Origin of the sequence: Neobacillus sp. GCM10023253 (genome assembly GCF_042653105.1) — a bacterium.
Classification (GTDB): Bacteria; Bacillota; Bacilli; order Bacillales; family Cytobacillaceae; genus Neobacillus; species Neobacillus citreus.
Genome location: NZ_JBHSHV010000006.1, coordinates 380,708 through 405,635, shown reverse-complemented (window position 1 = coordinate 405,635; position 24,928 = coordinate 380,708). Strand labels below are relative to the sequence as shown.

At 40.0% G+C, this 24,928-nt stretch carries 22 protein-coding genes; 17 read left to right on the top strand and 5 right to left on the bottom strand.

Features of this window, described 5'->3' with window-relative positions; genetic code table 11:
* The first annotated feature begins 61 nt into the window (after positions 1–61).
* Positions 62–652, top strand: a complete 591-nt coding sequence (locus ACFPA1_RS09250) for a molybdopterin-dependent oxidoreductase (RefSeq protein WP_378582233.1) — start codon at positions 62–64, stop codon at positions 650–652.
* Between the two features lie 456 nt (positions 653–1,108).
* On the opposite strand, the gene ACFPA1_RS09245 is transcribed toward ACFPA1_RS09250, so the two are convergent.
* Positions 1,109–1,270: a hypothetical protein gene (locus ACFPA1_RS09245; RefSeq protein ID WP_378582232.1), complete on the bottom strand. Its 162-nt coding sequence runs from the start codon at positions 1,268–1,270 to the stop codon at positions 1,109–1,111.
* A 416-nt stretch (positions 1,271–1,686) separates the two neighbouring features.
* Between ACFPA1_RS09245 and ACFPA1_RS09240 the strand changes: the two genes are divergently transcribed.
* The 10 genes from ACFPA1_RS09240 to ACFPA1_RS09195 all read left to right on the top strand — a co-directional run bounded on the left by ACFPA1_RS09240 (position 1,687) and on the right by ACFPA1_RS09195 (position 14,388).
* Positions 1,687–2,943 (top strand): amidohydrolase, encoded by a 1,257-nt coding sequence (locus ACFPA1_RS09240; RefSeq protein ID WP_378582231.1) that lies wholly within the window; start codon positions 1,687–1,689, stop codon positions 2,941–2,943.
* A gap of 63 nt (positions 2,944–3,006) precedes the next feature.
* The gene (locus tag ACFPA1_RS09235) at positions 3,007–4,599 is read left to right on the top strand and encodes an ABC transporter substrate-binding protein (RefSeq protein WP_378582229.1); all 1,593 of its coding nucleotides are present in this window, start codon (positions 3,007–3,009) and stop codon (positions 4,597–4,599) included.
* A gap of 181 nt (positions 4,600–4,780) precedes the next feature.
* The gene (locus ACFPA1_RS09230) at positions 4,781–5,734 is read left to right on the top strand and encodes an ABC transporter permease (RefSeq protein WP_213145716.1); all 954 of its coding nucleotides are present in this window, start codon (positions 4,781–4,783) and stop codon (positions 5,732–5,734) included.
* Positions 5,735–5,762: 28 nt separating this feature from the next.
* A complete protein-coding gene (locus ACFPA1_RS09225) occupies positions 5,763–6,665 on the top strand; it encodes an ABC transporter permease (protein WP_213145717.1) in 903 nt (300 codons plus the stop codon).
* Positions 6,666–6,715: 50 nt separating this feature from the next.
* The gene (locus ACFPA1_RS09220) at positions 6,716–7,717 is read left to right on the top strand and encodes an ABC transporter ATP-binding protein (RefSeq protein WP_378582228.1); all 1,002 of its coding nucleotides are present in this window, start codon (positions 6,716–6,718) and stop codon (positions 7,715–7,717) included.
* A complete protein-coding gene (locus tag ACFPA1_RS09215; RefSeq protein WP_378582226.1) occupies positions 7,707–8,762 on the top strand; it encodes an ABC transporter ATP-binding protein in 1,056 nt (351 codons plus the stop codon). Before ACFPA1_RS09220 ends, ACFPA1_RS09215 begins: the two co-directional genes overlap by 11 nt.
* A 34-nt stretch (positions 8,763–8,796) precedes the next feature.
* Complete coding sequence (locus ACFPA1_RS09210; RefSeq protein ID WP_378582225.1) at positions 8,797–10,122, top strand: amidohydrolase; 1,326 nt, start codon at positions 8,797–8,799, stop codon at positions 10,120–10,122.
* 35 nt (positions 10,123–10,157) lie between these two features.
* Complete coding sequence (locus ACFPA1_RS09205) at positions 10,158–11,516, top strand: CapA family protein (protein WP_378582223.1); 1,359 nt, start codon at positions 10,158–10,160, stop codon at positions 11,514–11,516.
* A 15-nt stretch (positions 11,517–11,531) separates the two neighbouring features.
* A complete protein-coding gene (locus ACFPA1_RS09200) occupies positions 11,532–12,992 on the top strand; it encodes a M20 family metallopeptidase (protein WP_378582221.1) in 1,461 nt (486 codons plus the stop codon).
* A gap of 172 nt (positions 12,993–13,164) precedes the next feature.
* Complete coding sequence (locus tag ACFPA1_RS09195; RefSeq protein ID WP_378582219.1) at positions 13,165–14,388, top strand: threonine synthase; 1,224 nt, start codon at positions 13,165–13,167, stop codon at positions 14,386–14,388.
* 22 nt (positions 14,389–14,410) lie between these two features.
* Here ACFPA1_RS09195 and ACFPA1_RS09190 read toward each other — a convergent pair whose 3' ends face one another.
* Positions 14,411–15,307 (bottom strand): LysR family transcriptional regulator, encoded by an 897-nt coding sequence (locus ACFPA1_RS09190; protein WP_378582218.1) that lies wholly within the window; start codon positions 15,305–15,307, stop codon positions 14,411–14,413.
* Positions 15,308–15,435: 128 nt separating this feature from the next.
* On the opposite strand from ACFPA1_RS09190, the gene ACFPA1_RS09185 reads away from it, so the two are divergent.
* The 4 genes from ACFPA1_RS09185 (at position 15,436) to ACFPA1_RS09170 (ending at position 21,488) form a co-directional block, all read left to right on the top strand.
* A complete protein-coding gene (locus ACFPA1_RS09185; protein WP_378582216.1) occupies positions 15,436–17,007 on the top strand; it encodes an ABC transporter substrate-binding protein in 1,572 nt (523 codons plus the stop codon).
* 109 nt (positions 17,008–17,116) lie between these two features.
* Positions 17,117–18,919 (top strand): alpha/beta fold hydrolase, encoded by a 1,803-nt coding sequence (locus tag ACFPA1_RS09180; protein ID WP_378582215.1) that lies wholly within the window; start codon positions 17,117–17,119, stop codon positions 18,917–18,919.
* Positions 18,920–18,931: 12 nt separating this feature from the next.
* Positions 18,932–20,272 (top strand): M20/M25/M40 family metallo-hydrolase, encoded by a 1,341-nt coding sequence (locus tag ACFPA1_RS09175; protein ID WP_378582213.1) that lies wholly within the window; start codon positions 18,932–18,934, stop codon positions 20,270–20,272.
* Between the two features lie 46 nt (positions 20,273–20,318).
* Positions 20,319–21,488: a M20 family metallopeptidase gene (locus tag ACFPA1_RS09170; protein WP_378582211.1), complete on the top strand. Its 1,170-nt coding sequence runs from the start codon at positions 20,319–20,321 to the stop codon at positions 21,486–21,488.
* 313 nt (positions 21,489–21,801) lie between these two features.
* Here ACFPA1_RS09170 and ACFPA1_RS09165 read toward each other — a convergent pair whose 3' ends face one another.
* Positions 21,802–22,107 carry a transposase gene (locus ACFPA1_RS09165; protein ID WP_378582210.1) on the bottom strand — a complete coding sequence of 102 codons (306 nt, stop codon included), beginning with the start codon at positions 22,105–22,107 and terminating at the stop codon, positions 21,802–21,804.
* 210 nt (positions 22,108–22,317) lie between these two features.
* Here ACFPA1_RS09165 and ACFPA1_RS09160 point away from each other — a divergent pair, with 210 nt between their 5' ends.
* Positions 22,318–22,521, top strand: coding sequence for a zinc ribbon domain-containing protein (locus tag ACFPA1_RS09160; protein ID WP_378582208.1), 204 nt, complete (start codon positions 22,318–22,320; stop codon positions 22,519–22,521).
* 111 nt (positions 22,522–22,632) lie between these two features.
* Here the strand turns inward: ACFPA1_RS09160 and ACFPA1_RS09155 are convergent, their stop codons facing one another.
* Complete coding sequence (locus ACFPA1_RS09155) at positions 22,633–23,211, bottom strand: hypothetical protein (protein WP_378582207.1); 579 nt, start codon at positions 23,209–23,211, stop codon at positions 22,633–22,635.
* Positions 23,212–23,433: 222 nt separating this feature from the next.
* Positions 23,434–24,417 (bottom strand): glycosyltransferase, encoded by a 984-nt coding sequence (locus tag ACFPA1_RS09150; RefSeq protein ID WP_378582205.1) that lies wholly within the window; start codon positions 24,415–24,417, stop codon positions 23,434–23,436.
* 194 nt (positions 24,418–24,611) lie between these two features.
* On the opposite strand from ACFPA1_RS09150, the gene ACFPA1_RS09145 reads away from it, so the two are divergent.
* Complete coding sequence (locus tag ACFPA1_RS09145; protein ID WP_378582203.1) at positions 24,612–24,860, top strand: hypothetical protein; 249 nt, start codon at positions 24,612–24,614, stop codon at positions 24,858–24,860.
* The last annotated feature ends 68 nt before the right edge of the window (positions 24,861–24,928 follow it).

The following is a 24,928-nucleotide window of genomic DNA, read 5'->3' as shown; positions in this document are numbered from 1 at the left end:
AGCATACTATACAAAGCACTGTGATTTAATTAATGTTTAAGATGAAAAAGGATGGTGTAAGATGAAAAAGCAGCTTCCACCTGGCCAATTCGAAACAGAAAAATGGCCAATACTGCACACAGGGGATGTTCCCGAGTTTAATGAAATCACATGGAATTTCAGACTTTTTGGTGAGGTGAAGGAAGAAAAGTCCTTATCCTATAAGGATATCATGGAGCTTCCCAAGACCATATCAAGCGTTAACATGCATTGTGTTACCACCTGGTCTAAATTTGATACAACTTTTGAAGGAATTGCACTTAGAGAGTTATTGAAATTTGTTGAAATTAATGAAGGTGTAAAATACATTAAGATTTACGGTTACTACAATGGGGACAGATTTGGTTATTCTGCAAACCTGCCGCTAGAGCCTTTAATAGGGGACGATTCTTTGTTTGTTTACCGTTGGAAGGATAAAAATCATGATTGGCAGGATATTGATCAAAAACATGGTTATCCACTAAGGTTTATTCCACCAGAAGTATTTTATCTATGGAAAGGCTCAAAGTGGGTTTCAGGGATTGAGTTTATGAAAGTAGACGAGGCTGGTTTTTGGGAAGAGCTTGGCTATTCGATGACAGCAAATCCATTTAAAGAAGAGCGGTACCGTTAACATAGGCTACGAAACAAAAAGGAGGGTGAGAAGTACTTAAACTTTTGATACTTTGCTTCTAATAAAAAAGCAAGGCCATTTTTTTGTAACGGTGCAGGTTAATGGAAGAAGAATGGATTCCAGCTATTCTGAATGGCGAAAACAGAAAGAAAAACCGTAGTATTTTTCTCATTGAGGATCACTTTACATTGTTAGTAAAGACTAATAGTTAATTCAAAGTCAAAAGTGGACAGAAGTTGAAGGCGACTATATCGATTACAGAACCGTTTTTGGTTGTGTGTTTTTAGTATTAGATGAACTTTCTTTAAATTTATCTGGATTAAATATAAATGAATAATAGGCTTCCCTAAGTGTTTTTTGTATTTCTGAATTTTCACGGAATTAGTTTTTTAAGGAGGAAATTATGAAAGAATTTATTATTTCATATATAGAAGATAATGAAAAGCGGAGAATAAATTAATTCTCCGTTTTTTTGCTTTCTAATATTATTTTTAAGGCATCAATGAGCCCAGGGAGTTTTTCATAATTTGGTTGATCGTTGTTATTTATGATCTCATTGATCCTGTTTTGGATTCGGGTCTCTGCCTCCTCAATAGTAAACAGAACAACTATCTCCATTTTCCATCGTCCACCTCGAATCTTTTCATTAATATATGTGAAAAAATTGAAAGTGCTTGTACTTTTCCCCATTTTAAACGTAGGACCAAAGTTTAAGAATTAACTACTACTTGATTACAAGTTTTTCTTTTTTTAAAGAGAGTTAACAATTCGGTTAAGAGTTTAAACAAAAAAGCGTTTCTGTACATAGCAGAACCGCTTTTTCTAAAGCAAGAAGAGAATTCAGTTTAACATTCTATTCTATTAATTCAATGATTAAAAAAACTCATTATCAATATTTATAAAACTAATTTTATTTATTATCTTAACTTTGATAATATTCTAATAACTCAAAAAACTATTGTCAAAATATCTTACATGATTCTAATTTATACCATTATTTTTACTATATTTCAAGAGATAAGGAGGGATTCTTTGTGAATGTCATAGATTTAAGAAGAGATTTTCATCGTTATCCTGAACTAGGTTTCACTGAGTTCAGAACCGCTTCCAAAGTGGTTGAGGTCCTAAAGGTTTTAGGGTTTAACGTTTTATATGGTGAAGACGCAATTGATTCGAATTCCCGGCGTGGGGTCCCATCTAAACGTGAATTGGACGAGGCGTATGCAAGAGCAATAAAATGCGGTGCCAATCTGGAAATAATTGAAAAAATGAAAGGCGGCAATACCGCAGTCGTAGGAGAATTGAAAGGAAAAAAGGAAGGCCCTACAGTAGCTTTCCGATTTGATATGGATGCTTTACCTATTCATGAGAGCAGCGATGAGGATCATTATCCGCATGCGGAAGAATTCTCCTCTGAATTCTCTGGAAATATGCATGCATGTGCGCATGACGGCCATACGGCCATGGGGTTGTTACTAGCTGAAAGATTAGCAGACCGAGAGTTTGCTGGTACCTTAAAACTAATTTTTCAACCTGCTGAAGAAGGTGGCCGAGGAGGATATGCGATGTCCCAAAAAGGAATTGTCGATGACGTGGACTTTCTGTTTTGCTCCCACCTTGGATTAGATTTGCCACTAGGAGAAATTCATGGAGGAAATTCAAAATTTTTAGCTTCTTCCAAAATGAAGGCCTATTTTTACGGTGTTCCATCCCATGCTGGCGGTACTCCTGAAAAAGGCCGCAATGCCTTACTAGGAGCAGCTACTGCTCTATTAAATATCCATGCCATCCCTCGTTTCAGTGGTGGGACCACTCGGGTGAATGTAGGAATATTAGAAGGCGGAACAGCCGCAAATATTATTGCGAGCGAAGCTTCTATGGTCATTGATGTCCGTTCTGATAGGGCAGAAATAAAAGACGAACTAGAAGAACGGGTGAAATCAATTGTAGAACATAGTGCCCTGATGCACGGATTAACTTCAAAGATAGACATAATTGGTGAAGCGACCACTATCCAACCTGATCCAGAGTTGGTCTCCGTGGTACTCGAAGAAGCAAAGCAAATAGATGGGTTTACATCGTTCAAAGAAGATTGTGACATTAGCCTAGGCAGTGAAGATGCTTCTTTCCTTATTAAAAGGGTTCAAGATAGAGGAGGAAAGGGAACTTACATGAATATTGGTTCCCCATTACCGGCGCCGCACCATCATCACAAATTTGATATTGATGAGGCTGTCCTGCCGCTAGCCGTTCAACTATTAGTAAGAATTGGAAAACGGATGTTAACTTAGAAGAATTGTTCTAAATTCAACATACCGATTTCCGAATTTTTATATAAAAAAGGGGGTTTATTTATGACAAAAAGGTTTAAAAAGCTCAGTTGGTTAATCACATGTCTGTTATTGCTCTCGATGGCTTTAATCGGGTGCAGTAATGATTCAGACAAAAAAACGAAATCCACTAGTGGTGAGGCGGTTACGAAAAAAGGGGGAGACCTTAAAGTTGCCATTGATGCCCAGCCGCCAACATTAGATCCTCAAATCTCTACAACCACTGCTACCAAAGAAATCGCCAGACACATCTTTGAAACCTTATTGGTGTTAAACCCGGATTATGAAGTACAACCGATGTTAGCAGAATCATATAAAGTAAGTGAGGATGGCTTAACCTACACTTTCAAATTGAGACAAGGGGTTAAATTCCATAACGGTAAAGAGATGACAGCAGAAGATGTAGTAGCATCGATGAACCGCTGGTTAACCAAATCAACACGGGCTGCTAATGCGATTGGAAAAGGTCAATTTGAAGAAGTAGATAAATATACGGTTCAATTAAAAATTGAAAAGCCGACAATTGGTGTATTAGATGTCATTGCTTCCACCAACCAGTTTGCTGCCATCATGCCGAAAGAAATTATTGACAATGCTCCAAAGGACGGGATCACCGACATTGTTGGTACTGGACCATTTAAATTTGTTGAATGGAAACCAGACCAATATATTAAAGTGGCAAAATATGATGATTACAAACCTGTAGATGCACCATCTAATGGATTAGCAGGTAAAAAGGAAGCTTTAGTAGATAACATTATTTTTGAAGTTGTTTCAGATAGTTCTACTAGACTCGGTGGAATTACAACAGGTCAATATCAAATTGCGTATCAAATCCCTTCTGATAACTATGAGCAAATTAGCAGTTCCTCTGATACGAAACCAATTTTAAATTTATATGGGGGTCTTACCTTCGTATTTAACAAAAAACAAGGGCCATTTACGGACGAAAAACTTCGTCAGGCAGTCAATACAGGGATTAATAACGAAGACGTATTGATTGGAGCGTATGGGAATAAGAAATTTTACCGGTTAGATAATGGATTAATGTATAAAGACCAGAAAAAATGGTACACGGATGCCGGGAAACAGTATTATAACCAAAACGATAAAGAAAAGGCTAAACAGTTAGTTGGTGAATCCGGCTATAAGGGAGAAGAGGTCCGTATCCTAACAACCAGGGATTATGAGTATAACTATAATTCTGCTGTTGTCATGAAAGAAGAATTAGAAAAGATTGGAATTAAGGTGAAATTGGACGTCGTGGACTGGGCAACATTAACCTCTAAACGGAATGATCCAGCTGCTTGGGATGCATTTATTACTGGATTTTCACCAGTTTCATTGCCAACTCAAACGTTACCATTAGACCCTAATTACCCAGGCTGGCCGGCGGATGAGAAACTTCAACAATTCACAGAACAAATTCGTACTGCAGCATCTGATAAGGATGCTTATGCCAAATGGGAAGAAATGCAGGAATATGCTTGGAAAGAGTATGTACCTTACGTTAAAATCGGAGACTATTATACCTTCCATGTTTATCGTAATAAGGAAATTAAAGGAAACACTTATTTTGAAGGCATGATCCTATGGAATACAAGTCTAACAAAATAATAACTTCTTAGTATAACAAGAGGTTGAAGGGTTTGGGGGGGGGACCTCACGAGTAAGACAAAGACCAGAAGGATGTTCAATCACCACAATCTGGAAATTGTTCAGTGAGGTTGCCCTTTCCTATTACAAACCCTGCTTGTTATCTTCCGTTACATACTCTGCAAAAGGAGGCTTGTTTGATTTGAAATCGTATATTTTAAAAAGAATTCTTTCTCTTATTCCAGTTCTTCTCATCGTTTCAATTGTCGTTTTCATGATTATCCATTTAACACCAGGAGACCCTGCATCCGTGATACTCGGTCCTGAAGCAAGTCAAGAAGATGTCAAGCAATTGCAAGAGGACCTAGGACTAAATGACCCTGTTTACCAGCAATATTTCCATTGGGTTGAAGGTGTTTTCCAAGGAGACTTAGGCGATTCATTTTTTATGGATAAACCGGTAACGGAGGCAATAATAGAACATCTTGGTCCTACTATATCATTAGCTATTTTGTCTCAAATTACAGCTATTCTTATTGCTTTGCCTTTAGGAATTATGGCTGCTAGAAAGCGGGGAACTGCGACTGACCAAACTTTTATGGGTCTTTCCTTGCTGGGCATCTCTATCCCTCATTTCCTCTTCGGATTATTTTTAATTATTATTTTGGCTATTAACTTAAGGTGGCTTCCCGTAGCCGGGTATCAGCCATTGAGCGCCGGATTTTGGGAGCATATTAAATATCTCATTATGCCAGCTATTGCCTTAGGTACAGGTCAAGCCGCACTTATTGCACGGATGACTCGGTCTTCCATGGTCGAAACGTTGAATTTGAACTTTATTAAAACGGCTCGATCAAAAGGACTTCATGAGAGGAAAGTCATCTATAAGCACACGTTAAGAAATGCCTTTATCCCGATCTTAACAGTTATTGGGCAAACCTTTGGAACGCTTGTTGCCGGAGCTGCCGTTACCGAGACTGTGTTTAATATTCCTGGCATTGGCCAATTAATCATAAATTCCGTGGAACGAAGAGATTACATGGTCATCCAGGGGACGGTTTTAATGGTCACTTTAACCTATGTTTTGATCAATTTATTAGTTGACTTACTGTATGGTGTCATCGACCCACGGGTACGGCTTAAGAAAGAATCGTAAAAAATTTGCTCTGACTGGAGGAAATCGAATGGAAGTAGCTGTTGAAAAGAGACGAGAATTGAGCGATTTTAGACGAGATATTAACCGAGAACGGAGACGTTTGTTTGTCCGCCGTTTTTTTTCCAATAAATTGACGGTTACTGGAAGTGTCATTATCCTTTTTACCTTACTGGTTACCTTATTGGGACCTATACTTTCGTCCTATACTCCCTATGAAATGGTAGTAACTAGCAGATTAAAAGCTCCAAGTGCAGATCATCTTTTTGGAACAGATAACTTAGGCCGGGACTTATTTGCACGAGTCGTATACGGGGCAAGGGCATCTATGGGTGTTGGACTTTCTGTTGCCATCATTACATCGGTATTAGGCATGATTATCGGTTTATATTCGGCTTACTATAAGGTATTAGATCATATTTTAATGAGGATTTGTGATGGATTAATGGCTTTTCCTGCTATTTTATTAGCAATCGCATTAATGGCAGCATTAGGAACGAAAATTGACAATGTCATTATCGCTTTGGCCGCAGTCTTTACTCCTTATGTTGCTCGGGTAGTACGTTCAGCAGCGTTAGTAGTAAGAGAACAAACCTATATTGAAGCGATGAAAGCACAAGGGGCTTCCTCCATGAGAATTATTTGGGGGCATATAGCACCTAATACTCTTTCCCCATTAATTGTCTACTCTACCTTTATCTTCGCCGATGCGATTATTATTGAAGCCGGTTTGAGCTTTTTAGGTGTGGGTGTACCGGCACCAGACCCAAGCTGGGGCAACATTCTTTTTGATGGCAAATTGGTTATTTTTAATGCTTGGTGGATGACCTTTTTCCCAGGGGTGGCCATTATTTTAAGTGTATTAGGCTTGAACCTGTTTGGTGATGGGTTGAGAGACTTGTTAGACCCGCATACAAACCATGCCAAGAAATAATCGAACAAGCTAGGTTTCCGAAAGCTAGTTTTGAAAGGAGGATGCGAAAAATGGGTGACCATTTATTAGAAGTAAACAACCTTAAGACTCATTTCCGAACCGAAAGAGGGAAGGTTACAGCAGTTGATGGGATTTCCTTTCATGTCGACCGTGGTGAAGTGTTAGCCATTGTTGGGGAATCTGGATGCGGAAAGAGTGTGACAGCACAGTCGATTTTACGATTGTTTGAAGAAAAAGGGGTAACGACCTATGATGGTGAAATTAATTTTGAAGGTAAAAACCTTTTAAAAATATCGGATTCTGAAATGAGGAAGATAAGGGGAAATGAAATTTCTATGATCTTTCAAGACCCCTTAAGTTCTCTCAATCCTGTTTTTACAATTGGAGATCAAATCATGGAGCCGATTATGCTCCATCAGAAACTATCGAAGAAAGAGGCCTTCAAACGAGCGATCGAAATGTTGAAATTAATTGGCATTCCGGCACCTGAACAAAGGGTTCATGAATATCCTCATCAAATTTCAGGCGGGATGCGGCAGCGGATCATGATTGCCATTGCCCTTGCCTGTCAACCCAAACTGTTGATTGCAGACGAACCGACTACAGCATTGGACGTGACGATCCAATCGCAAATTTTGGAACTCATTGACAGTCTGAGACAGAAATTAGATATGGGTATTATGCTGATTACCCATGATTTGGGTGTGGTGGCCCAGCATTGTACACGTGTAGCCGTTATGTATTTAGGGGAAGTGGTGGAAGAAGGAGATGTGGAATCCTTATTCGAAGATCCGCTTCATCCCTATACACAAGGGTTAATCAGATCGATACCCCAGCTTTCTGGAGATCGAAATAAAAAACTCTCCATTATTAAAGGCATGGTTCCATCCCTTAATGAAATTCCAAAGGGATGCAGATTCGCTCCAAGGTGCCCCTTTGCAGATGCAAAATGCATGAATGAAAAGCCAGAATTAGAAACGCTGGATCATAATAAAAAAATTAAGTGCTGGCATTATCAAACAATAAAGGGGGCTGTATCGAATGCAACATGAAGCATTGAAACTGGACAGAGACCATGGGAACGGTTCTTATGGAACCGCCGCCTTTGAAGCCCGGCCAATAAAAGGGAATGCAAGAGAGAAGCTTCTTGATATTAAAGGAATCAAAAAATACTTCCCCGTGAAAAATACGATCGGGGTCACCAAAAAATATGTGAAAGCAGTCGATGATGTGACCTTTCATTTATATGAAGGCGAGACATATGGATTGGTGGGCGAGTCTGGCTGCGGTAAAAGTACTCTTGGTCGTACGATTTTACGGTTGACTGACCCGACGGATGGCGAGGTGTTTTTTGGAGGAACTGACATTTTTAAACTATCAAACTCAGAGTTTAGAAAACAACGGCAAAATTTACAAATGGTGTTTCAGGACCCGTATTCCTCGTTGAATCCCCGAAAAAGAATTGGAGACAGTATCGGTGAACCGATGGTGATTCACAATATTGGCACCAGCCAAGAACGGATGGAAAGGGTCTTCGACATTCTTGAAAAGGTAGGCTTACATGCAGACACTTATTATCGCTTTCCCCATGAATTTTCTGGCGGTCAGCGGCAAAGGATTGGTCTGGCGCGTGCATTAGTAGTGAACCCAAAGCTTGTCATCTGTGATGAACCAGTTTCGGCACTTGATGTATCCATTCAATCACAGATCATTAATCTTCTCGAAGATTTACAGGAAGAATTTGGGCTGACCTACTTATTTGTCGCACATGACTTAAGTGTTGTCAGACATATCTCCGATCGAATTGGTGTCATGTACTTGGGGAAAATGGTCGAGGAAGCCGAAACGGATGAACTTTTTGCCAATCCGCTTCATCCGTATACCAAAGCTTTATTATCTTCCATTCCGCATCCAAATCCAAAAATCAAGCAAGAAAAGATTATCTTAAAAGGAGAAATTCCTTCTCCTATTAATCCTCCTTCAGGGTGCAACTTTCATACTCGTTGTCCTTTAGCAACGGACATCTGTAAACAAGCCGTTCCGAAAAGAGTAGAGAAGAGACCAGGACATTTTGTGGCATGCCATTTAATAGAGTAATCGGAACTCAAAATTTTTTGAAATGGGTGATGAAATGAACGCAGAGATGAATGGTTTAATAGAAGATATTTATGCTGAGATGGTGGAATGGAGAAGGGATTTTCATAAACATGCCGAATCGGGCTGGCTTGAGTTCCGCACTTCATCATTAGTTGCTGAAAAGCTGGAAGCATGGGGATATGAAGTGAAGATTGGGAAACAAGTCATTGACACCAATGCAAGAATGGGTGTCCCGCCAGAGGAGATTTTACGGCAGCATGAACAACGGGCACTGAAGCAAGGAGCGAATGAAAAATGGCTGGAAAATGTAAAAGGCGGCCATACCGGTGTGGTAGGTATTCTGGATACCAAGCGCCCTGGTCCAACGATTGGCCTGCGATTTGATATGGATGCGCTAGATTTAGTGGAAGCCAACGTTCCTGAGCATGTACCCGCTGCAATGGGATTTCGTTCGGTCAACGAAGGAATGATGCATGCATGCGGCCATGATGCCCATACTTCAATCGGATTAGGATTGGCGAAATTATTTTCACAAATTCAGGATCAGCTTTCAGGGAAAATTAAGCTGATTTTCCAGCCGGCAGAAGAGGGAGTGCGCGGAGCAAAATCAATGGTGGCGGCTGGTGTTCTAGATGATGTGGACGTTTTCCTTGCCAATCATATTGGCACCGGTGTGCCGCTGGGAGAGTATGTGTGCGCCAATAACGGCTACCTATCCACCACGAAAATCGATGTTACCTTCACTGGAGTCGCTTCCCATGCAGGCAAATGTCCAGAAGAAGGCAGAAATGCCTTACTTGCTGCGGCATCAGCGGTCCTTAATTTACACGGAATTTCCCGCCATGGCGACGGTAATTCACGAATCAACGTCGGTGTCTTAAACGCAGGAACAGGAAGAAATATTATTCCCTCCTCTGCAAAACTTAAGATTGAAACCAGAGGTGATACCGCTGAAGTGAATGAATATATCTTAGCCAATGCCATTAATATTCTAAAAGGAACAGCAATGGCTCATCAGGTGGAGGTAAACATTGACATCGTTGGGGAAGCCAAATCGGTAGATTGTAGTGAGGAATTGGCAGAATTTGTTCAAGAATCTATTCAAAATATAGAAGAAATCAGTCAAGTTCATTTACTTTCAAATGAAAGTTCTGGTTCTGAAGATGCAACCTACATGATGGAAAAGGTCAAAAGCAACGGGGGATTGGCAACATACGGTGTCGTCGGAACAACCCTTGCAGCCGGTCATCATAATGAAAAATTTGATATTGATGAACTTGGTATGAAGATTGGCGTAAAGGCATTAGCCCAAGTGGTATTAAACTCTACTAAACTCAATATTAAAAAGGCATTAGTATAAGTTTTTTCCTAACTAAGGATAAGGGGTGTCAAACGATGAAGAGTACGATTTCATTTGCAGCCACCGGTGATTATCTACCTACACGACGAATTCCAAGTTATCAGGAAGAAAGTTTTCAAGCGATTGAAAAAGTGATCAAGCAAGCGGATGGAAGAATCACAAATCTTGAAATTAGTATTTTGCAAAATGAAGGTACCCCTGGAGCGATTCCAGGCGGTACTCACATCCGAACGACACCCGATCGTTTAGACGATCTAAAAGCCTATGGTTTTAATCTAGTTGGCACTGCAAACAACCATGCCTTTGACTATGGATATGACGGACTCGAAGCAACGAACCGTCATCTGGATGAAGCAGGCATACTCCATACAGGAATCGGAGAGAACTTATATGAAGCAGGAAAGCCGATTTTCCTGGATACAACCGCTGGCCGTATTGGATTTATTTCCGTTTCGGTTGTTTCTCATTTAACCCACATGGCTACAGAACAAAGGCATAATATCAAAGGAAGACCTGGAATTAATGGTCTTCGCCATGTTCGAAAACATATTATTAGCTCTGAAGAACTCGCGGTGTTAAAGAACATTGCCGATAAAACAGAGGTAAATGCCTTCACCCAAATGTCCATCAATGAAGCCTTCATTCTGCCATTTCCTGAAGGGATTTTACCTTTTGGAAGGGATCAATACGGCTACCCGATGTTATTTGAAGTCGGAGAGGAACAGGGCCTCATAACCGAACCTAATAAAAAAGACATGAAACGTATTGAAGGGGTTATCGATGATGCACTAAGACAAGCGGATTATGTACTGGTTAACTTTCATGCTCATGAAATGAAGGGGACGAATAAACGAATCGGAGCTGATTTTGTAGGAAAAGCTGCGAAACGATTTATTGATGCCGGTGCCCATAGTGTCATTGGCCATGGGCCGCATACATTGAGGGGCATTGAAATATACAAGGGAAGACCGATTTTTCATAGTCTAGGAAACTTTATTTTTCAAAATGAAACCCTGGATGCCCTGCCGCAGGATTTTTATGATAACCATAATATTCCGAACGAATATGGCGTGATGAAGGCAATGGACAAGAAATCCCATAACGGTACAAAAGGATTATTGAGTATACCGGAAATGATGGAGTCCGTCCTTCCCTTCTGGACCATGAAAGACGGAGAGCTAGTCGAAATAACCTTATATCCGATTGAACTCTCTCATGGAAAGAAGCGCCATCAAAATGGATTCCCGGAAATGACAAAGAATGAATCCATACTCAAAAGGCTTCAAGATTTATCGGAACCGTTTGGTACCAACATCATCATCGAAGATGGAATTGGCCGGATTTATGGGCAAGCAACCGCTGAGAGAGAGAAAGCAGAAGTGAAATTTGTCTAGAAAAATTAGCGGTAAATGGAGGGAGAAGTGGTTTTGAAGCAAGTTGATTGGGTCAACGAATATATCGACCAAACACAGGAGAAATGGAAGAAAATCAGTGACTTTATCTGGGAAAATCCTGAAACAAGATTTCAGGAATACATCTCCAGTAAGTATCTATGTGAGCAGTTAGAGAAAGAGGGATTTAAGGTAACAAGCGGTGTTGCAGGAATCGAAACAGCTTTTATCGGTGAATTTGGTGAAGGGAAACCAGTAATAGGTTTCTTAGGAGAGTATGACGCATTATCCGGATTGAGCCAAACATGTGATGTAGACTTTCTGGAAGCCGTTCAGCCTGGTGGCAATGGGCATGGTTGTGGTCATAATTTATTAGGGACCGGTGCTTTAGCAGCAGCTTCCGCATTGAAAAAATATATCGAGGAGAATCAATTAAAAGGAACGGTTCGCTTCTATGGCTGTCCTGGTGAGGAAGGCGGATCAGGAAAAACCTTTATGGCCCGTGAAGGGGTATTTGAAGATGTGGATTTTGCATTGACATGGCACCCAAATAGCCGTACCGGTGTTCAGGGGTGCAGTTCATTAGCCAACATCCAAGTCTATTTTAAGTTTAAGGGTAGAAGCGCTCATGCCGCAGCCACTCCCCATCTAGGAAGAAGTGCTTTGGATGCCGTGGAACTCATGAATATTGGGGCTAATTATATGCGTGAACATGTCAGCCAAGAAGCACGGATCCACTATGCCATCACCAACTCTGGCGGTATTTCACCAAATGTGGTTCAGTCAGAGGCTGAGGTACTATACCTTGTGCGTGATCAGAATATGAACAAAACCAAGAAAATCTATGACCGACTATGTAAGATTGCTAAAGGGGCCGCTTTAATGACGGAGACTGAGGTTGAAATTCATTTTGATAAAGCTTGCTCCAACTATAATCCAAATTATACGTTAGGTAAAGTATTGGAACAATCTCTTCAAGAGGTGGGGATGCCTTCCTATTCGACAGAAGAATATCAATTTGCCAAGCAGATTTGGGATACATTAACGGATGCGGAAAAACAAAATGGTGAGTATTTCCAGGCAGTTAGTTCTAAAAGATTCCCGATTCATCCTGAAGGTCCCTTCCTATCTGCTGAGCCTATTCCTTTTGACGGAAAGGGATTCCTCTCCGGCTCCACTGATGTAGGCGATGTAAGCTGGATTACCCCAACGGCCCAATGTATGTATACGACTTCTGCTTTGGGGACAGTGCTTCACAGCTGGCAAATGGTCACCCAAGGAAAGTCTTCCATTTCCCACAAAGGGTTGCTGCAGGTTTCTAAAGCATTGGCGTTAACAGCCATTAAAGCATTGGAAAATCAGGAAATCATCGAGCAAGCCAAAAAGGAATTACAAGCACAACTGGCGGAACACCCATACCAATGTCCGATTCCGTCTGGAGTAATTCCTACTATATTAAAGGAAAGTCTATTAGTTTAAAGTTGTGGGGCTGCTTAATGATAAATTAAGCGGCCCTCCTTTATAGCTGGTAGCCAGTTAGAAATGATGTCATTAAATTTCTAAATGATTTCCATTAATATTATTAATTTCAGTTATCAAAAACAATCAAGTATGATGTTTTACAAGAACGATAAAGACTGGAGTGAGCCCTATGAAATACAGTTACATATCTCATTTATATTGTCCCAAATGCAGCAACACTTTTTCACACGAACAGAAAAATCAGCTATGCACCTGTGGATCACCGTTATTGGTTGAATACGATTTAGAACTATTAGGCAAGGAGCTTTCCAAAGAATCTTTAGTCAGCAGAGTATCCAGCTTATGGAGGTATCATGAACTGCTTCCAATTTGTAATGAGAAAGACGTTGTTACATTAGGTGAAGGGATGACTCCGCTTATTAAAATGCCTATTATGGGTGAAGATATGAAAATAGCAAACTTGTGGATGAAAGACGAGGGAATCATTCCGACTGGAACATTTAAAGCTCGAGGAGCGGCAGTGGGAGTATCCAAAGCAAAAGAGTTAGGTGTAACAGAACTTGCCATGCCTACCAATGGAAATGCGGGAGCTGCTTGGTCACTTTATGCGGCGAGAGGTGGAATTCAATCTACCATCGTCATGCCAATTGATGCACCCAAAATTACTAGAAATGAATCAGCGATCTCGGGTTCAAACTTATATCTTGTTGATGGACTAATCAGTGATGCAGGAAAAATTGTGGCTCAGTCGGTCGCAGATCATGGTTTATTCGATGCATCGACCTTAAAGGAACCATACCGGATTGAAGGAAAAAAGACGATGGGACTAGAAATTGCCGAACAAATGGATTGGAAGCTGCCGGACGTCATTTTATATCCAACAGGCGGCGGCGTAGGGATTATTGGTATTTATAAGGCACTTACTGAATTGAAAAAGTTGGGCTGGGTGGAAGGAGAACTTCCTCGCTTGGTCGCTGTTCAAGCAGAAGGCTGTGCCCCGATTGTTAAAGCATGGGAGGAAGGAAGGTCAGAATCAGAGTTCTGGCATGATTCTGAGACGGTTGCCTTCGGAATTAATGTGCCAAAAGCATTGGGGGACTTTTTAGTCCTTGAAGCCATTTATCAAACAAATGGTTGTGCTGTTGCGATTGAGGATGAGGCGCTTTTGGCGGAACAAAAGAAGCTAGCAAGCCTTGAGGGGGCATTCGTTTGTCCCGAAGGAGCTGCAACGTTTGTCGCAGCTCGCAGATTAAGAGAAGAGGGCTGGATAAAAGAGCAAGATATCGTTGTTGCCCTAAATACTGGAATGGGAATTAAGTATCCCGACACCATTTCCGTTGAGGTCCCGATCTTACAAAAAGGGGACACTATTAGGAAGAGTATGAAAGCATAAGCAAACATGCGGATAACGAAAATTAAACGAAAATGTCTAAGGTTGAGTAGTTTTCTAGGAAGGATAAAAATAAACTAACGGATCTAGGTTGAAGGTCGGTCTTAGGGATGACATAGCAAAAATTACGAATCATCGGGTTGTTCTTGATTCTTAAGGTATGTAAGGATTTGAGTTCCATTTCTTTACGAATGGTATGAATGGATAAAATAGAAATTCCTAAACCGGCTTCAACCGATTCTTTAATAATCTGAGAGCTTCCAAAGGAGCGAATTTCGCTAGGTGAGAAGTTATTTTCTGAGAAAAGTTGATTGATAGCCTGACGGGTCGCAGAACCTTTCTCCCGAATAATCCATGTTTCATCTTTTAAGTCATGCAGTTCCACTTCTTGTTTTAATGCAAGTGGATGCTTAGGTGAGACAATCAGGACCATTTCATCTTGGGCAAATGGTTGAATATGCAATTTAGGATTCTCTACTATACCTTCAACAATGCCTAAATCCAATTCGCCACGAAGCAGCTGTGAAATAATACGATGGGAGTTCCGAATGGCGATATTAGGCTTAATGAGTGGAAATTCTTCTGTAAATTCTGAAATGATTCTCGGAAGTAAATATTCCCCAAATGTATAGCTGGAACCAATCGTAAGAATCCCGCTTGCTGAATGAGTCAGTTCATCGATTAACCGATTCATTCGGTCATATAGGGATAGAATTTGCTTTGCATGCTGATACAAGATTTCTCCAGCCTTTGTTAATCGCACATATTTATTACTTCGGTCAAGCAACTTTAACTCATATTGTTTCTCCAGTACTTTAATGGATAAAGTAACAGCTGATTGAGAAATATGTAGTGCTTCGGCTGCACGCGTAAAGTTTTTTTTCTCGGCAACTGTAACAAAAGTGAGAAGATGATAATCCATTTTTACCTCCTTAAGTCTTATTATTGTAAAAATTTACAGAATTTACACCCTATTAAGAATGTTACAATAACGATTTTATGATAGGAATAGGTAAAAGGTTCTATAAACATAAATTTGAAAGGATGAAGATGGTGAAAAAATTTTCATTTCTCATATTGGTTTTATTGGTTTTGCTGGCTGGCTGCAGCAGTGAAACTACGAGTAAAACGACGAAAAAAACGGCTTCTGACGAACAAACAGGCGGAGTTTTAAAGATTGCACTGAATGCCCAGCCTCCAACACTAGACACTCATTTAACGACACAAACCGTTGCCCTTGAGGTTACCAGAAATATTTATGAGACATTGGTTACCCAAAATGCCAAGCAGCAGCCAGTTCCGATGTTAGCCGAGTCAATTGATAAGAGTGACGATGGTTTAATTTACACGTTTCACTTAAGGAAGGGTGTTAAATTCCATAATGGGAAGGAAATGAAGGCTGAGGATGTTACGGCATCGATGAATCGATGGCTGAAACTGTCATCCCGGGCAAAATTACTGTTAAGCGGTGCAAATTTCGAGTCGAAGGATGATTATACCGTAGAACTTAAATTACAATCGGTTGCTTCAGATGTGTTAGATATTATGGCAGGACGTGGACAATTTCCCGCCATTATGCCAAAGGAAATCATTGAATCTGCTGGAAAAGATGGCGTAACCGAATATATCGGGACCGGTCCTTTCGAATATGTTGAATGGAAACAAGATCAATATATTCGATTAAAACGCTTTGATGATTACGCAGCTGTCGATGAGGAACCTAGCGGTATTGCCGGAAGAAAAACGGCCTATGTCGATGAAGTCTATTATTATATTGTATCGGACCCGTCAACTAGAATGGCCGGAGTCCAAACGGGCCAGTATGATATTGCGACCTACATGCCTTATGACAATTATGAACAGTTGAAAAGTGATAAAAATCTAAAAACCTATGTATCTTTTGATGGCGGTACATTAAATGTATCCTACAACAAAAAGCATGGATTATTCACGAACCAAAAAATCAGGGATGCTGTCAATACGGCATTAGATTTGAACGCTATCATGCTTGCAAGCTTTGGACATAAGGATTTATTCAAATTAAGTCCAGGTTATATGAGCACGGAACAAGTAGACTGGGCCACTGGTGCAGGAAAAGAGTCTTATAATCTTGCCGATCCTAATACGGCCAAAACCAAGCTGAAGGAAGCTGGTTATAAGGGAGAGGAAATCACCCTGTATTCTACACGAGATTATGATTATATGTATAACTCGGCAGTTGTGATGAAAGAAGAATTAGAACAAATTGGGATGAAAGTGAAGCTAGAAATATTTGACTGGCCGACTCTTATCGAAAGAAGGGAGAATCCAGAAAACTGGGATATCATGGTTGTGGGAACAGGATATGTCACCACTCCATCACAGTTATTGGTGGTGAATCCGGATTACGTTGGCTGGACCAATGACCAAAAGATTACCGACTTACTTGCTAAGATTAGAACATCAGCTTCACAAGAAGAAGCGAAAGGGCTTTGGGAAGAATTACAAACCTACATGTGGGATGACTATTTGCCGTTTACTCTATTTGGGCATTATTCAACCATCATGACTACCAGCAACAAACTTGAAGGCTTTACTCCTTTCCAAGGAGCTATTCCTTGGAACGTAAAAAAGAAACAATAGAAGCTCCATAAGAGAAATACTCCTCCCAATGATCCATGGCTGATTAGCGGGTGGAGTATTTCTTTAAACGGAAATATCCATCATTCCATGATTATTAGGAGGAATCGTAATGAATAATCAAACCATCTTGGATGACTTTTTAAATGTACCTTCAGCCTTCAAATCACAAATCATTCCTGGTAAGGGGAGATTTACATTTGTTTCTAATTTGACAGGCCTTCCGCAAGTTTGCACTCTTGATCAAGAGCAAAAGCCAGTGCCATACGTAAGCATGGAAGAGCGTACGCTTGGGATCTATCATGCACCTAACGGAAAAATGACAGTCATCGGAATGGACTGGAAGGGGAATGAAAAACAGCAGTTATACCTATACCGTGAAGGGAGTTCATCGGTAGAACCATTGGTTCAATCGCCAGAGCATTTTCACTATGTAGGAGGGTGGTCACCAGATAATAAGTATGTTTCCTATACGAGCAACCGCCGTCAGCCGGGCTATTTCGATGTATTTATCGTAGACATTGAAACAAAGGAATCAAAGACGGTCTTTCAATACGACGGAAATTGCGATGTGCTCAGCTGGATCGATCATGAACATATATTAATCAGCATTACGGAATCCAACCTTGATCATGCCATCTACCGATTCAATCTGAAGACACAGGAAAAAACCAGAATCGGAAATGACAAACAAGCAGCTGGTTACAAAAATGTAGTAATGAAAAAAAACGGAGATGGAGGCTATCTGTTAACAAATTTTGGAGCAGAGACCTATTATTTAAGCAGCTTTTCTTTTGCCGCCACCGAGAAATTAAAGAAACTTGTCCATTGGACTGAATGGGATATTGAAGAAATCAAGAAGTCTCCTGATGAACAAAGACTGGCCTTAACGGTAAACGAAGCGGGCTACTTGCGCTTATGGTTGTATGAACCTCATTCGAATAAAAAAGAAGAAATTACTGGGTTTCCTGCAGGTGTGATTGAATCCATTTCCTGGATGAATAATGAGGAATTTATCTTTACATTGAAGACACCTTCTATGCCGGGAGACATCTGGAAATATTCGATATCCTCTAGAAGCGTTACACGATTAACGAATATCAGTGAATCTGATACGGTTTCTCGCCACTCTGTTGAACCCCAATTATGTTCTTTTACCTCTTTTGATCAATTGGAGGTTCCTTACTTTTTCTATAATCAAGAGAATGAAAAAAATAAGCCTGCTGTTATTTATGTTCACGGTGGACCGGAAGGACAGACGAAAGCAGAATTTAACCCTGTGATTCAGTATTTGGCCAGTCAAGGCTTTGCGGTGGCAGCACCTAATGTCCGTGGCAGCAGCGGATATGGCAGGACCTATATTCAACTGGACGATGCCCGTAAAAGAATGGACTCTGTCAAAGACCTTGTATGGCTGGTGAAGGATTTAATAGAAACCCATCAAGTCGACCCGGACAACATTGGTATTATGGGACGAAGTTATGGTGGATTTATGGTATTGGCAGCGATTACTCATTATCCGGATGTATGGGCAGCTGGCGTTGATATTGTGGGAATCTCGAATTTACGAACCTTGTTAACCAATACAGGTGCATGGAGGCGCAGGCTAAGAGAGTGTGAATATGGTTTTCTAGATCAAGACAGTGATTTCTTTGATGAAATTGCTCCTTTACATCATGCCCATAAAATAAAGGTTCCGTTGTTGGTATTCCATGGACTGAATGATACTCGTGTACCAGTCAGTGAATCAGAGCAACTTGTGACGGAAATGAAAGCACGGGGTCAAGAAGTGGAACTAACGGTTTTCGATAATGAAGGACATCAGACTGAAAAACGAGCGAATCACATTGTGATGCATCAAAATACCATTGAATTTTTTCTCAAGCATTTAACAAAATCAACCATGGCAAAGTAAGGGGGCGTTCTTTTGATAGAAGATATCTATCAATATATTGAAGATCATAAAGAAATGTATTTGGATTGGTTAATGGAAATTTGCAGGCAGCCAAGTGTTGCTGCTCAAAACCGTGGTATGGAAGAAACCGTTAATCTAGTAGAACAGTACTTACAGCGATTATCCTTTGCAGTAGAAAGCATACCAACGTCGGGAAATCCCATCGTTTATGGAGAATTAAATTCCGGCAAAGACAGAACCCTTACTTTCTATAATCATTATGATGTACAGCCGGAGGATCCAATTGAATTATGGGAAAGTCCGCCTTTTTCTCCAGAGATTCGAGACGGAAAATTATTCGCACGAGGGACGGCTGATAACAAAGGGACCTTACTTTCAAGAATATGTGCCATTCATGCTTATCAGCAGGTATATAAGGAGTTGCCAATCAATATTAAATTTATTATTGAAGGGGAAGAAGAGATTGGCAGTCCTCATCTTTCCGAATTTACCGAAAAGCATCCTGATAAATTAACAACGGACGGATGCATTTGGGAAAATGGCTTTAAAAGTACAGATGGGAGGCTGCAGATCACACTTGGATGTAAAGGAATGCTCTATGTAGAATTGCATGCAAAAGGGGCAAATGTAGATCTGCATTCAGCAAAGGCAGCGATTGTCACAAACCCTGCTTGGAGATTGGTCTGGGCATTAAGTACGTTGAAGAATGAACAGGAAGAAATCTTAATAGACGGTTTTTACGATCGGATTCAAGAGATGACCATTGAGGAAAAAGAATTAACAGAGTCCATCGATTATAAAGAAAAGGAAGAATTAGAGCAGCTTGGACTCAAGTCATATTTAAATAACTTAACAGGTTTCAATCTCAAAGAAAAACTAATTTTTCAACCTACTTGCACGATTTGTGGAATGGAATCAGGGTATACCGAACAAGGAGCAAAAACGGTATTACCCTCTGTGGCAAAAGCAAAAATTGATTTCCGGTTAGTATCTGAACAAGATCCTGATGAAATTTTGCAGCTGTTAAGGAAACACTTGGATAAACATGGATTTGATGATATTGAAATCGTCCGCTTGAAAGGGCAGCGTGCTGCCTTGACAAAATTGAATGACGCTCTTGTTCAGAAAGTGGTCAGCAGTGCAGAGAAATTCTTCGAAAAGAAGCCGCAAGTCATGAGATCACAGGCAGGTACTGGTCCAATGTATACCCTTTGTCAAAAGTTTGGTATCCCAGCAGTAGGATTCGGAGTTGGTCATGCTGGCTCTCACAATCATGCTCCCAATGAGAATATTTATATCGATGACTTTATCGAAGGAATCAAATTTGCTGCACTAGTCATCCATGAATTTTAAATGATGCTTACTTTTTATTGGTAATAAAATGTTAGGAGTGGAGAAGTTGATAGATATAGATAATGAGAAGATGGAGGACATGCTGAACCTTTTAGAGAAGCTGGTGAATATGGATAGCGGCAGTTATTTTAAGCAAGGGATTGATGAGATAGGTGCTGTTTTATCAAAAGAATATGAATCAATCGGTTTTGATGTACATGTTCACCCCCATGAGGAACGAGGAAATAATCTGGTGATCAGGCACCCTGATGCCATCGATCCCAAAGTAATGATTGTCGCCCATATGGATACTGTTTTTCAAAGAGGGACGGCAGAAAAGCGGCCTTTCAAGATAGAGGGGAATTATGCTTATGGACCTGGTGTCGTCGATATGAAGGCAAGCTTGGTTTCTGTCCTATTTGCCATGAAATCATTGGTTGAGAGGCAAGATGATGCGTATAAGAATGTTGAAATTGTTCTCAATAGTGACGAAGAAATCGGCTCGAGACACTCAAGATCTCTTATCGAACAGATAGGAAAAGATAAAGAGTATGCCCTTATTATGGAAGCGGCAGGGAAAGATGGTTCGATTGTAACGCAGCGAAAGGGCGGAGCAAGGTACAAAATTAAAGTAGAAGGAGTGCCTGCTCATTCAGGATCTGAGCATGAAAAGGGCCGCAGCGCGATTGAAGAAATCGCTTATAAAACCATAAAATTGCATAAAATCACTGATTATAAGAAAGGCATTACCGTCAATGTTGGATTGTTAAAAGGAGGAACTTCCGCCAATACAATCGCCCCCATTGCGGAAGCTGAAGTGGATGTAAGGATCACAAAACTGGAGCAAATAAAAGAAGTGGAGCAGAAAATGAAAGAGATTTGCTCTGAACCTAACATCAAAGGGACAAAAATCAAACTAGCAGGCCAGTTAAATCGGCCCCCAATGGTAAAGACCAAGAAATCGATTGAATTGATTGGTTTAGTGCAGGACATTGGGAATGAAATGGGGATTGAAATTAAAGAGTCATTTAGAGGAGGATGTTCAGATGGCTCTTTCACCAGCTCAATGGGCATCGCAACTGTCGATGGGCTGGGACCAAAAGGCGGGAACGGCCATAGGGATGATGAGTACTTAGACATTTCATCATTACCTGAACGAACGGCGTTGCTGGCAGAAACCATCAGCAGATTGACCCATATGCACCGGACTACACAATTTAAGGAAAAACAAAAATAATCCACCTTTGAGTCAGCGACCTAGATCCTCATACTATTGTTAGTCGATCAGTGGAGAAAGATCTTTCCGCAAACAGTTTAGTAGAAATTTAAATCAATCTATCATGATCGAAGAATGGTGTAGGAAGAATTCCTGCACCATTTCTGTTCGAGTGAGATATACAAGAAATGTGTCAAATTGGGTATTTTAATTGTTTTTCTAGGGTCATTGTATTAGGCAGGCCCTTTTTTTATACAAACCGCTAATCTTGGGGCTGGTCCCCCGGCGATTAACGCATGAACGCAACGGGGTACTGGCCCCATTTCCCAAAAATCTAAAGAATTTTATCATTTTTAATATCATTTACTACTCGTAAAACAAGGATATAAAGAAAATACAGCCCCAAGTAAGCGCCTGTCATAAGGAAGAAGGGATTTAAAAATACCCCATGAATATTAGTCATAAAGACTTTATCATCTCTGATAATCTCAAAGATAGCGATTGAAGAAATATTTCCAAAAATAAGTGCCGACAGAATCGCCATTATATCAAAAATGACCTTTATTTTGGACCATTTTCTTTGAAGTACAACCATTAATATAGGGAGTACAATACTTCCGATTATTAAAAGGAGCTTCATCAGGATCACCTCGCTTATCATTCTTCACGAAATATAAGGGGATTAAACATACTAAGTAAATGGGTGAAAAGTAAAGCCTCCAAGCGGTTTTTTCCATAAAAAACAGTGATTGGCAGAAGGACAATGCTTCTATAAATCCACTGAAACCTTTTCGAGCTGCCTTCGTATTATAGGGTAACTAAATTGGTTATTTGTGGGAGGAGAACATGTATGTCTGAAAAAGGCTGCATAAAATGTGGTAGCAAAGATGCAGGAACAAAGGAAGTAGCGATGACGGGTACAGGTTTATCGAAAATCTTAGATATTCAGCACAATACCTTTATCGTGGTGTATTGTAAAAAATGTGGATACTCCGAGTTCTATAATAAGCAATCTTCTAAAGGGTCCAATATATTGGATTTATTCTTTGGTTAATTTAAAAATACTCCATAATATTATTATGTAAACTGAAGTTCAAAGGTCAGTCCCCCAGTGCACTAAAGCTTTAATGTACTGGGGGACTGACCCCGTTTTTAGAAAAAAGATTTAGTTGTCCAAATTTGACTGTCTTGCCGCATAAAACCTTACAAAAAACTTCGTCAACCCGTAAGCAATCATGGTAATAACAATATCTATAAAAAATAGATGAACAATTGTAAATCCCTTGTAGATGGAAACTAGACCCATCCACTTTTCAATAGGGGCAAAAACAAAAGCTAAGATGGCGCTTAGTCCAGTAGTCCATATAATGAAAGGTTTATCACTATTCAAGCAATATTGATAGACAAGCATAAAGGAAACAGGGATAAGGGATGCTGTAATTCCTAAAGCTTGTGGCAAGAATGGCGTTAGGAAATAGTTATGGTCTACATAACCTTGTCTAATAAGCAAGAGGTCGGTATATGTCCATAACATATGTACTGTGTACCCAAAGAAAAGAATTTCAAGACTTCTATTTCGGTTAAGCTTAACTAGAAGCACAATCAGTGGAACAAGCAAGAAGAGTAGGATGACCCAGAACTGCCAGTTTCCCCAGTCAGAATGCTCATGCCAAAAAGAATGCATTAATGATGAAACCCGCTCACTCTTATCGTTTATTTCTTTCCAATATTGTTTAACAGACATGCTATCAACCCCTCTATAAGCAAAAAACCACCGATACTCTAGTTATAAAATAATCCCTTTTTTTCTTAGTAATCACCTGTTATTAAATTTGCCAAGCCCTTTATTTTTATACAAAATAAGGTATTGCCGTGGGAAATTTAAATAGTATTAGAAAAAATAGACGTGCGATTGCATGTATGTAAGGCAGAAAAAAATGATTCTAGGTAAATTGAACAGGAGCCCTTAATTTAATAAATCTTTATACAAATTTATGTAAGCAACGGTTTCTTGTTCAGGTGAACTGTTTTCGCTGATCCATTCCTTTGCTTGCTGAATCACTTTCTCTCGCAAGGTAACATCACATACAATGGATTGAACGGCCTTTTTAAATTCATCCATCGTTTCATAAAGCCAGCCTGTTTGTTCGTGGCGAATCAATTGGATATTCGCTTCATTTTTTCGCGCGATGACTGGTCGCCCTAATGCCATTGCTTCCATAAGGGCAAGCGACTGACCTTCAGATAGGGAAGTATTGATGACGATTTGGGCTTGTTCGTACCAAAACTTCATAACCTCATAAGGAACAACGCCCGCATACTTCATCCAATGGCGATGCTCTGCTTCTTTTTGTACCACTTTAAAGACATTCGCATCTAACTTTGCCCCAAGAATCGTGAATTCCATATTGGGGTATTCACGAATTAACTCATCAAGTGCCGGAACAACATGCAAAACATCTTTTACTGGTCGTAATCCGGCCGGAAGAAGAATACGTGGATGGATTTCTCCTTTTATTGTCGATATGTTCCAAGGCAGCCAGATCCCTTGGGGAATAACGATGGTCTTAGCGGTCCACCCAGGGAATAACCGTGATACCTTTTCTCTTGCATCATCTGTAAAAACAGTTATAAAAGCAGCATCATTTAAAAATGAAAATATTTCATCATTCATGCTTACCTGTAAATCAATATTAATATCGGTTCCGCCCATCGTGACCAGATAGGGGCGATTTAAAGTAAAATTGGTTTCTTTTTGCCATTGAATAAATCGGGTAGCATGTAAAATATGATAAATATCCGCATCTGAACGATGCCAATCATCTTCTTCCATGTATGGAATAACGGAAGTATGAATATTTCCCTGCTGCAAAAAGTGAACAAGACGCTTTATGGTTGTAGAATTCCCTCTTGGTTGATTAAAATAAGGAGCAAAAAATAGGATATGCATACTGACCACCTGTCATTAATGTAAATAGAACCTGCAAATATACTTTTATTAATATCTCCTTATATTATAGATTGCTGAATTGCTTTTCCAAAACTCAAAAAGGCACTATTTTTGAGATGCCGATTTTATGTTCCACAGTTTATGGTTTGAACATAAAATAATAAACAGTAACAGGAGAATAGGAGGGAATTTGGGTGGCTTCAATCGTTAATGTAGGAATGTTAAACATAAATTCTCCTCAACCTAGTTCCGCCATTTTTGTTGGTGAAGGTATTGTAAATGGGATGGATGCTAACAGGAAATACAATTTAAACACGGGGGGAATTTACGGTATTAACACCATTAATGCCGGAAATATAAATAATGTCGCGGATAGCTTTGAAATCATAGATGGGGTTATCTTTGATCAGGACTTTAAGCCGAGCATTCCAGTGAATGCATAAACAATCAGTAAGACACGGCTTTTTAGGTGAGTGCACAACCCAAGATTCATGAACATAAATTAAAGCAT

Excerpts from the sequence above, each read along its gene's own strand:
- ACFPA1_RS09235 (WP_378582229.1), top strand. The coding sequence starts at position 3,007 with ATGACAAAAAGGTTTAAAAAGCTCAGTTGGTTAATCACATGTCTGTTA.
- ACFPA1_RS09220 (WP_378582228.1), top strand. The coding sequence starts at position 6,716 with ATGGGTGACCATTTATTAGAAGTAAACAACCTTAAGACTCATTTCCGA.
- ACFPA1_RS09185 (WP_378582216.1), top strand. The coding sequence starts at position 15,436 with ATGGTGAAAAAATTTTCATTTCTCATATTGGTTTTATTGGTTTTGCTG.
- ACFPA1_RS09180 (WP_378582215.1), top strand. The coding sequence starts at position 17,117 with ATGAATAATCAAACCATCTTGGATGACTTTTTAAATGTACCTTCAGCC.
- ACFPA1_RS09200 (WP_378582221.1), top strand. The coding sequence starts at position 11,532 with ATGGAGGGAGAAGTGGTTTTGAAGCAAGTTGATTGGGTCAACGAATAT.
- ACFPA1_RS09250 (WP_378582233.1), top strand. The coding sequence starts at position 62 with ATGAAAAAGCAGCTTCCACCTGGCCAATTCGAAACAGAAAAATGGCCA.
- ACFPA1_RS09215 (WP_378582226.1), top strand. The coding sequence starts at position 7,707 with ATGCAACATGAAGCATTGAAACTGGACAGAGACCATGGGAACGGTTCT.
- ACFPA1_RS09155 (WP_378582207.1), bottom strand. The coding sequence starts at position 23,211 with ATGTCTGTTAAACAATATTGGAAAGAAATAAACGATAAGAGTGAGCGG.
- ACFPA1_RS09205 (WP_378582223.1), top strand. The coding sequence starts at position 10,158 with ATGAAGAGTACGATTTCATTTGCAGCCACCGGTGATTATCTACCTACA.
- ACFPA1_RS09150 (WP_378582205.1), bottom strand. The coding sequence starts at position 24,417 with ATGCATATCCTATTTTTTGCTCCTTATTTTAATCAACCAAGAGGGAAT.
- ACFPA1_RS09195 (WP_378582219.1), top strand. The coding sequence starts at position 13,165 with ATGAAATACAGTTACATATCTCATTTATATTGTCCCAAATGCAGCAAC.
- ACFPA1_RS09160 (WP_378582208.1), top strand. The coding sequence starts at position 22,318 with ATGTCTGAAAAAGGCTGCATAAAATGTGGTAGCAAAGATGCAGGAACA.
- ACFPA1_RS09245 (WP_378582232.1), bottom strand. The coding sequence starts at position 1,270 with ATGGAGATAGTTGTTCTGTTTACTATTGAGGAGGCAGAGACCCGAATC.
- ACFPA1_RS09190 (WP_378582218.1), bottom strand. The coding sequence starts at position 15,307 with ATGGATTATCATCTTCTCACTTTTGTTACAGTTGCCGAGAAAAAAAAC.
- ACFPA1_RS09210 (WP_378582225.1), top strand. The coding sequence starts at position 8,797 with ATGAACGCAGAGATGAATGGTTTAATAGAAGATATTTATGCTGAGATG.
- ACFPA1_RS09225 (WP_213145717.1), top strand. The coding sequence starts at position 5,763 with ATGGAAGTAGCTGTTGAAAAGAGACGAGAATTGAGCGATTTTAGACGA.
- ACFPA1_RS09165 (WP_378582210.1), bottom strand. The coding sequence starts at position 22,107 with ATGAAGCTCCTTTTAATAATCGGAAGTATTGTACTCCCTATATTAATG.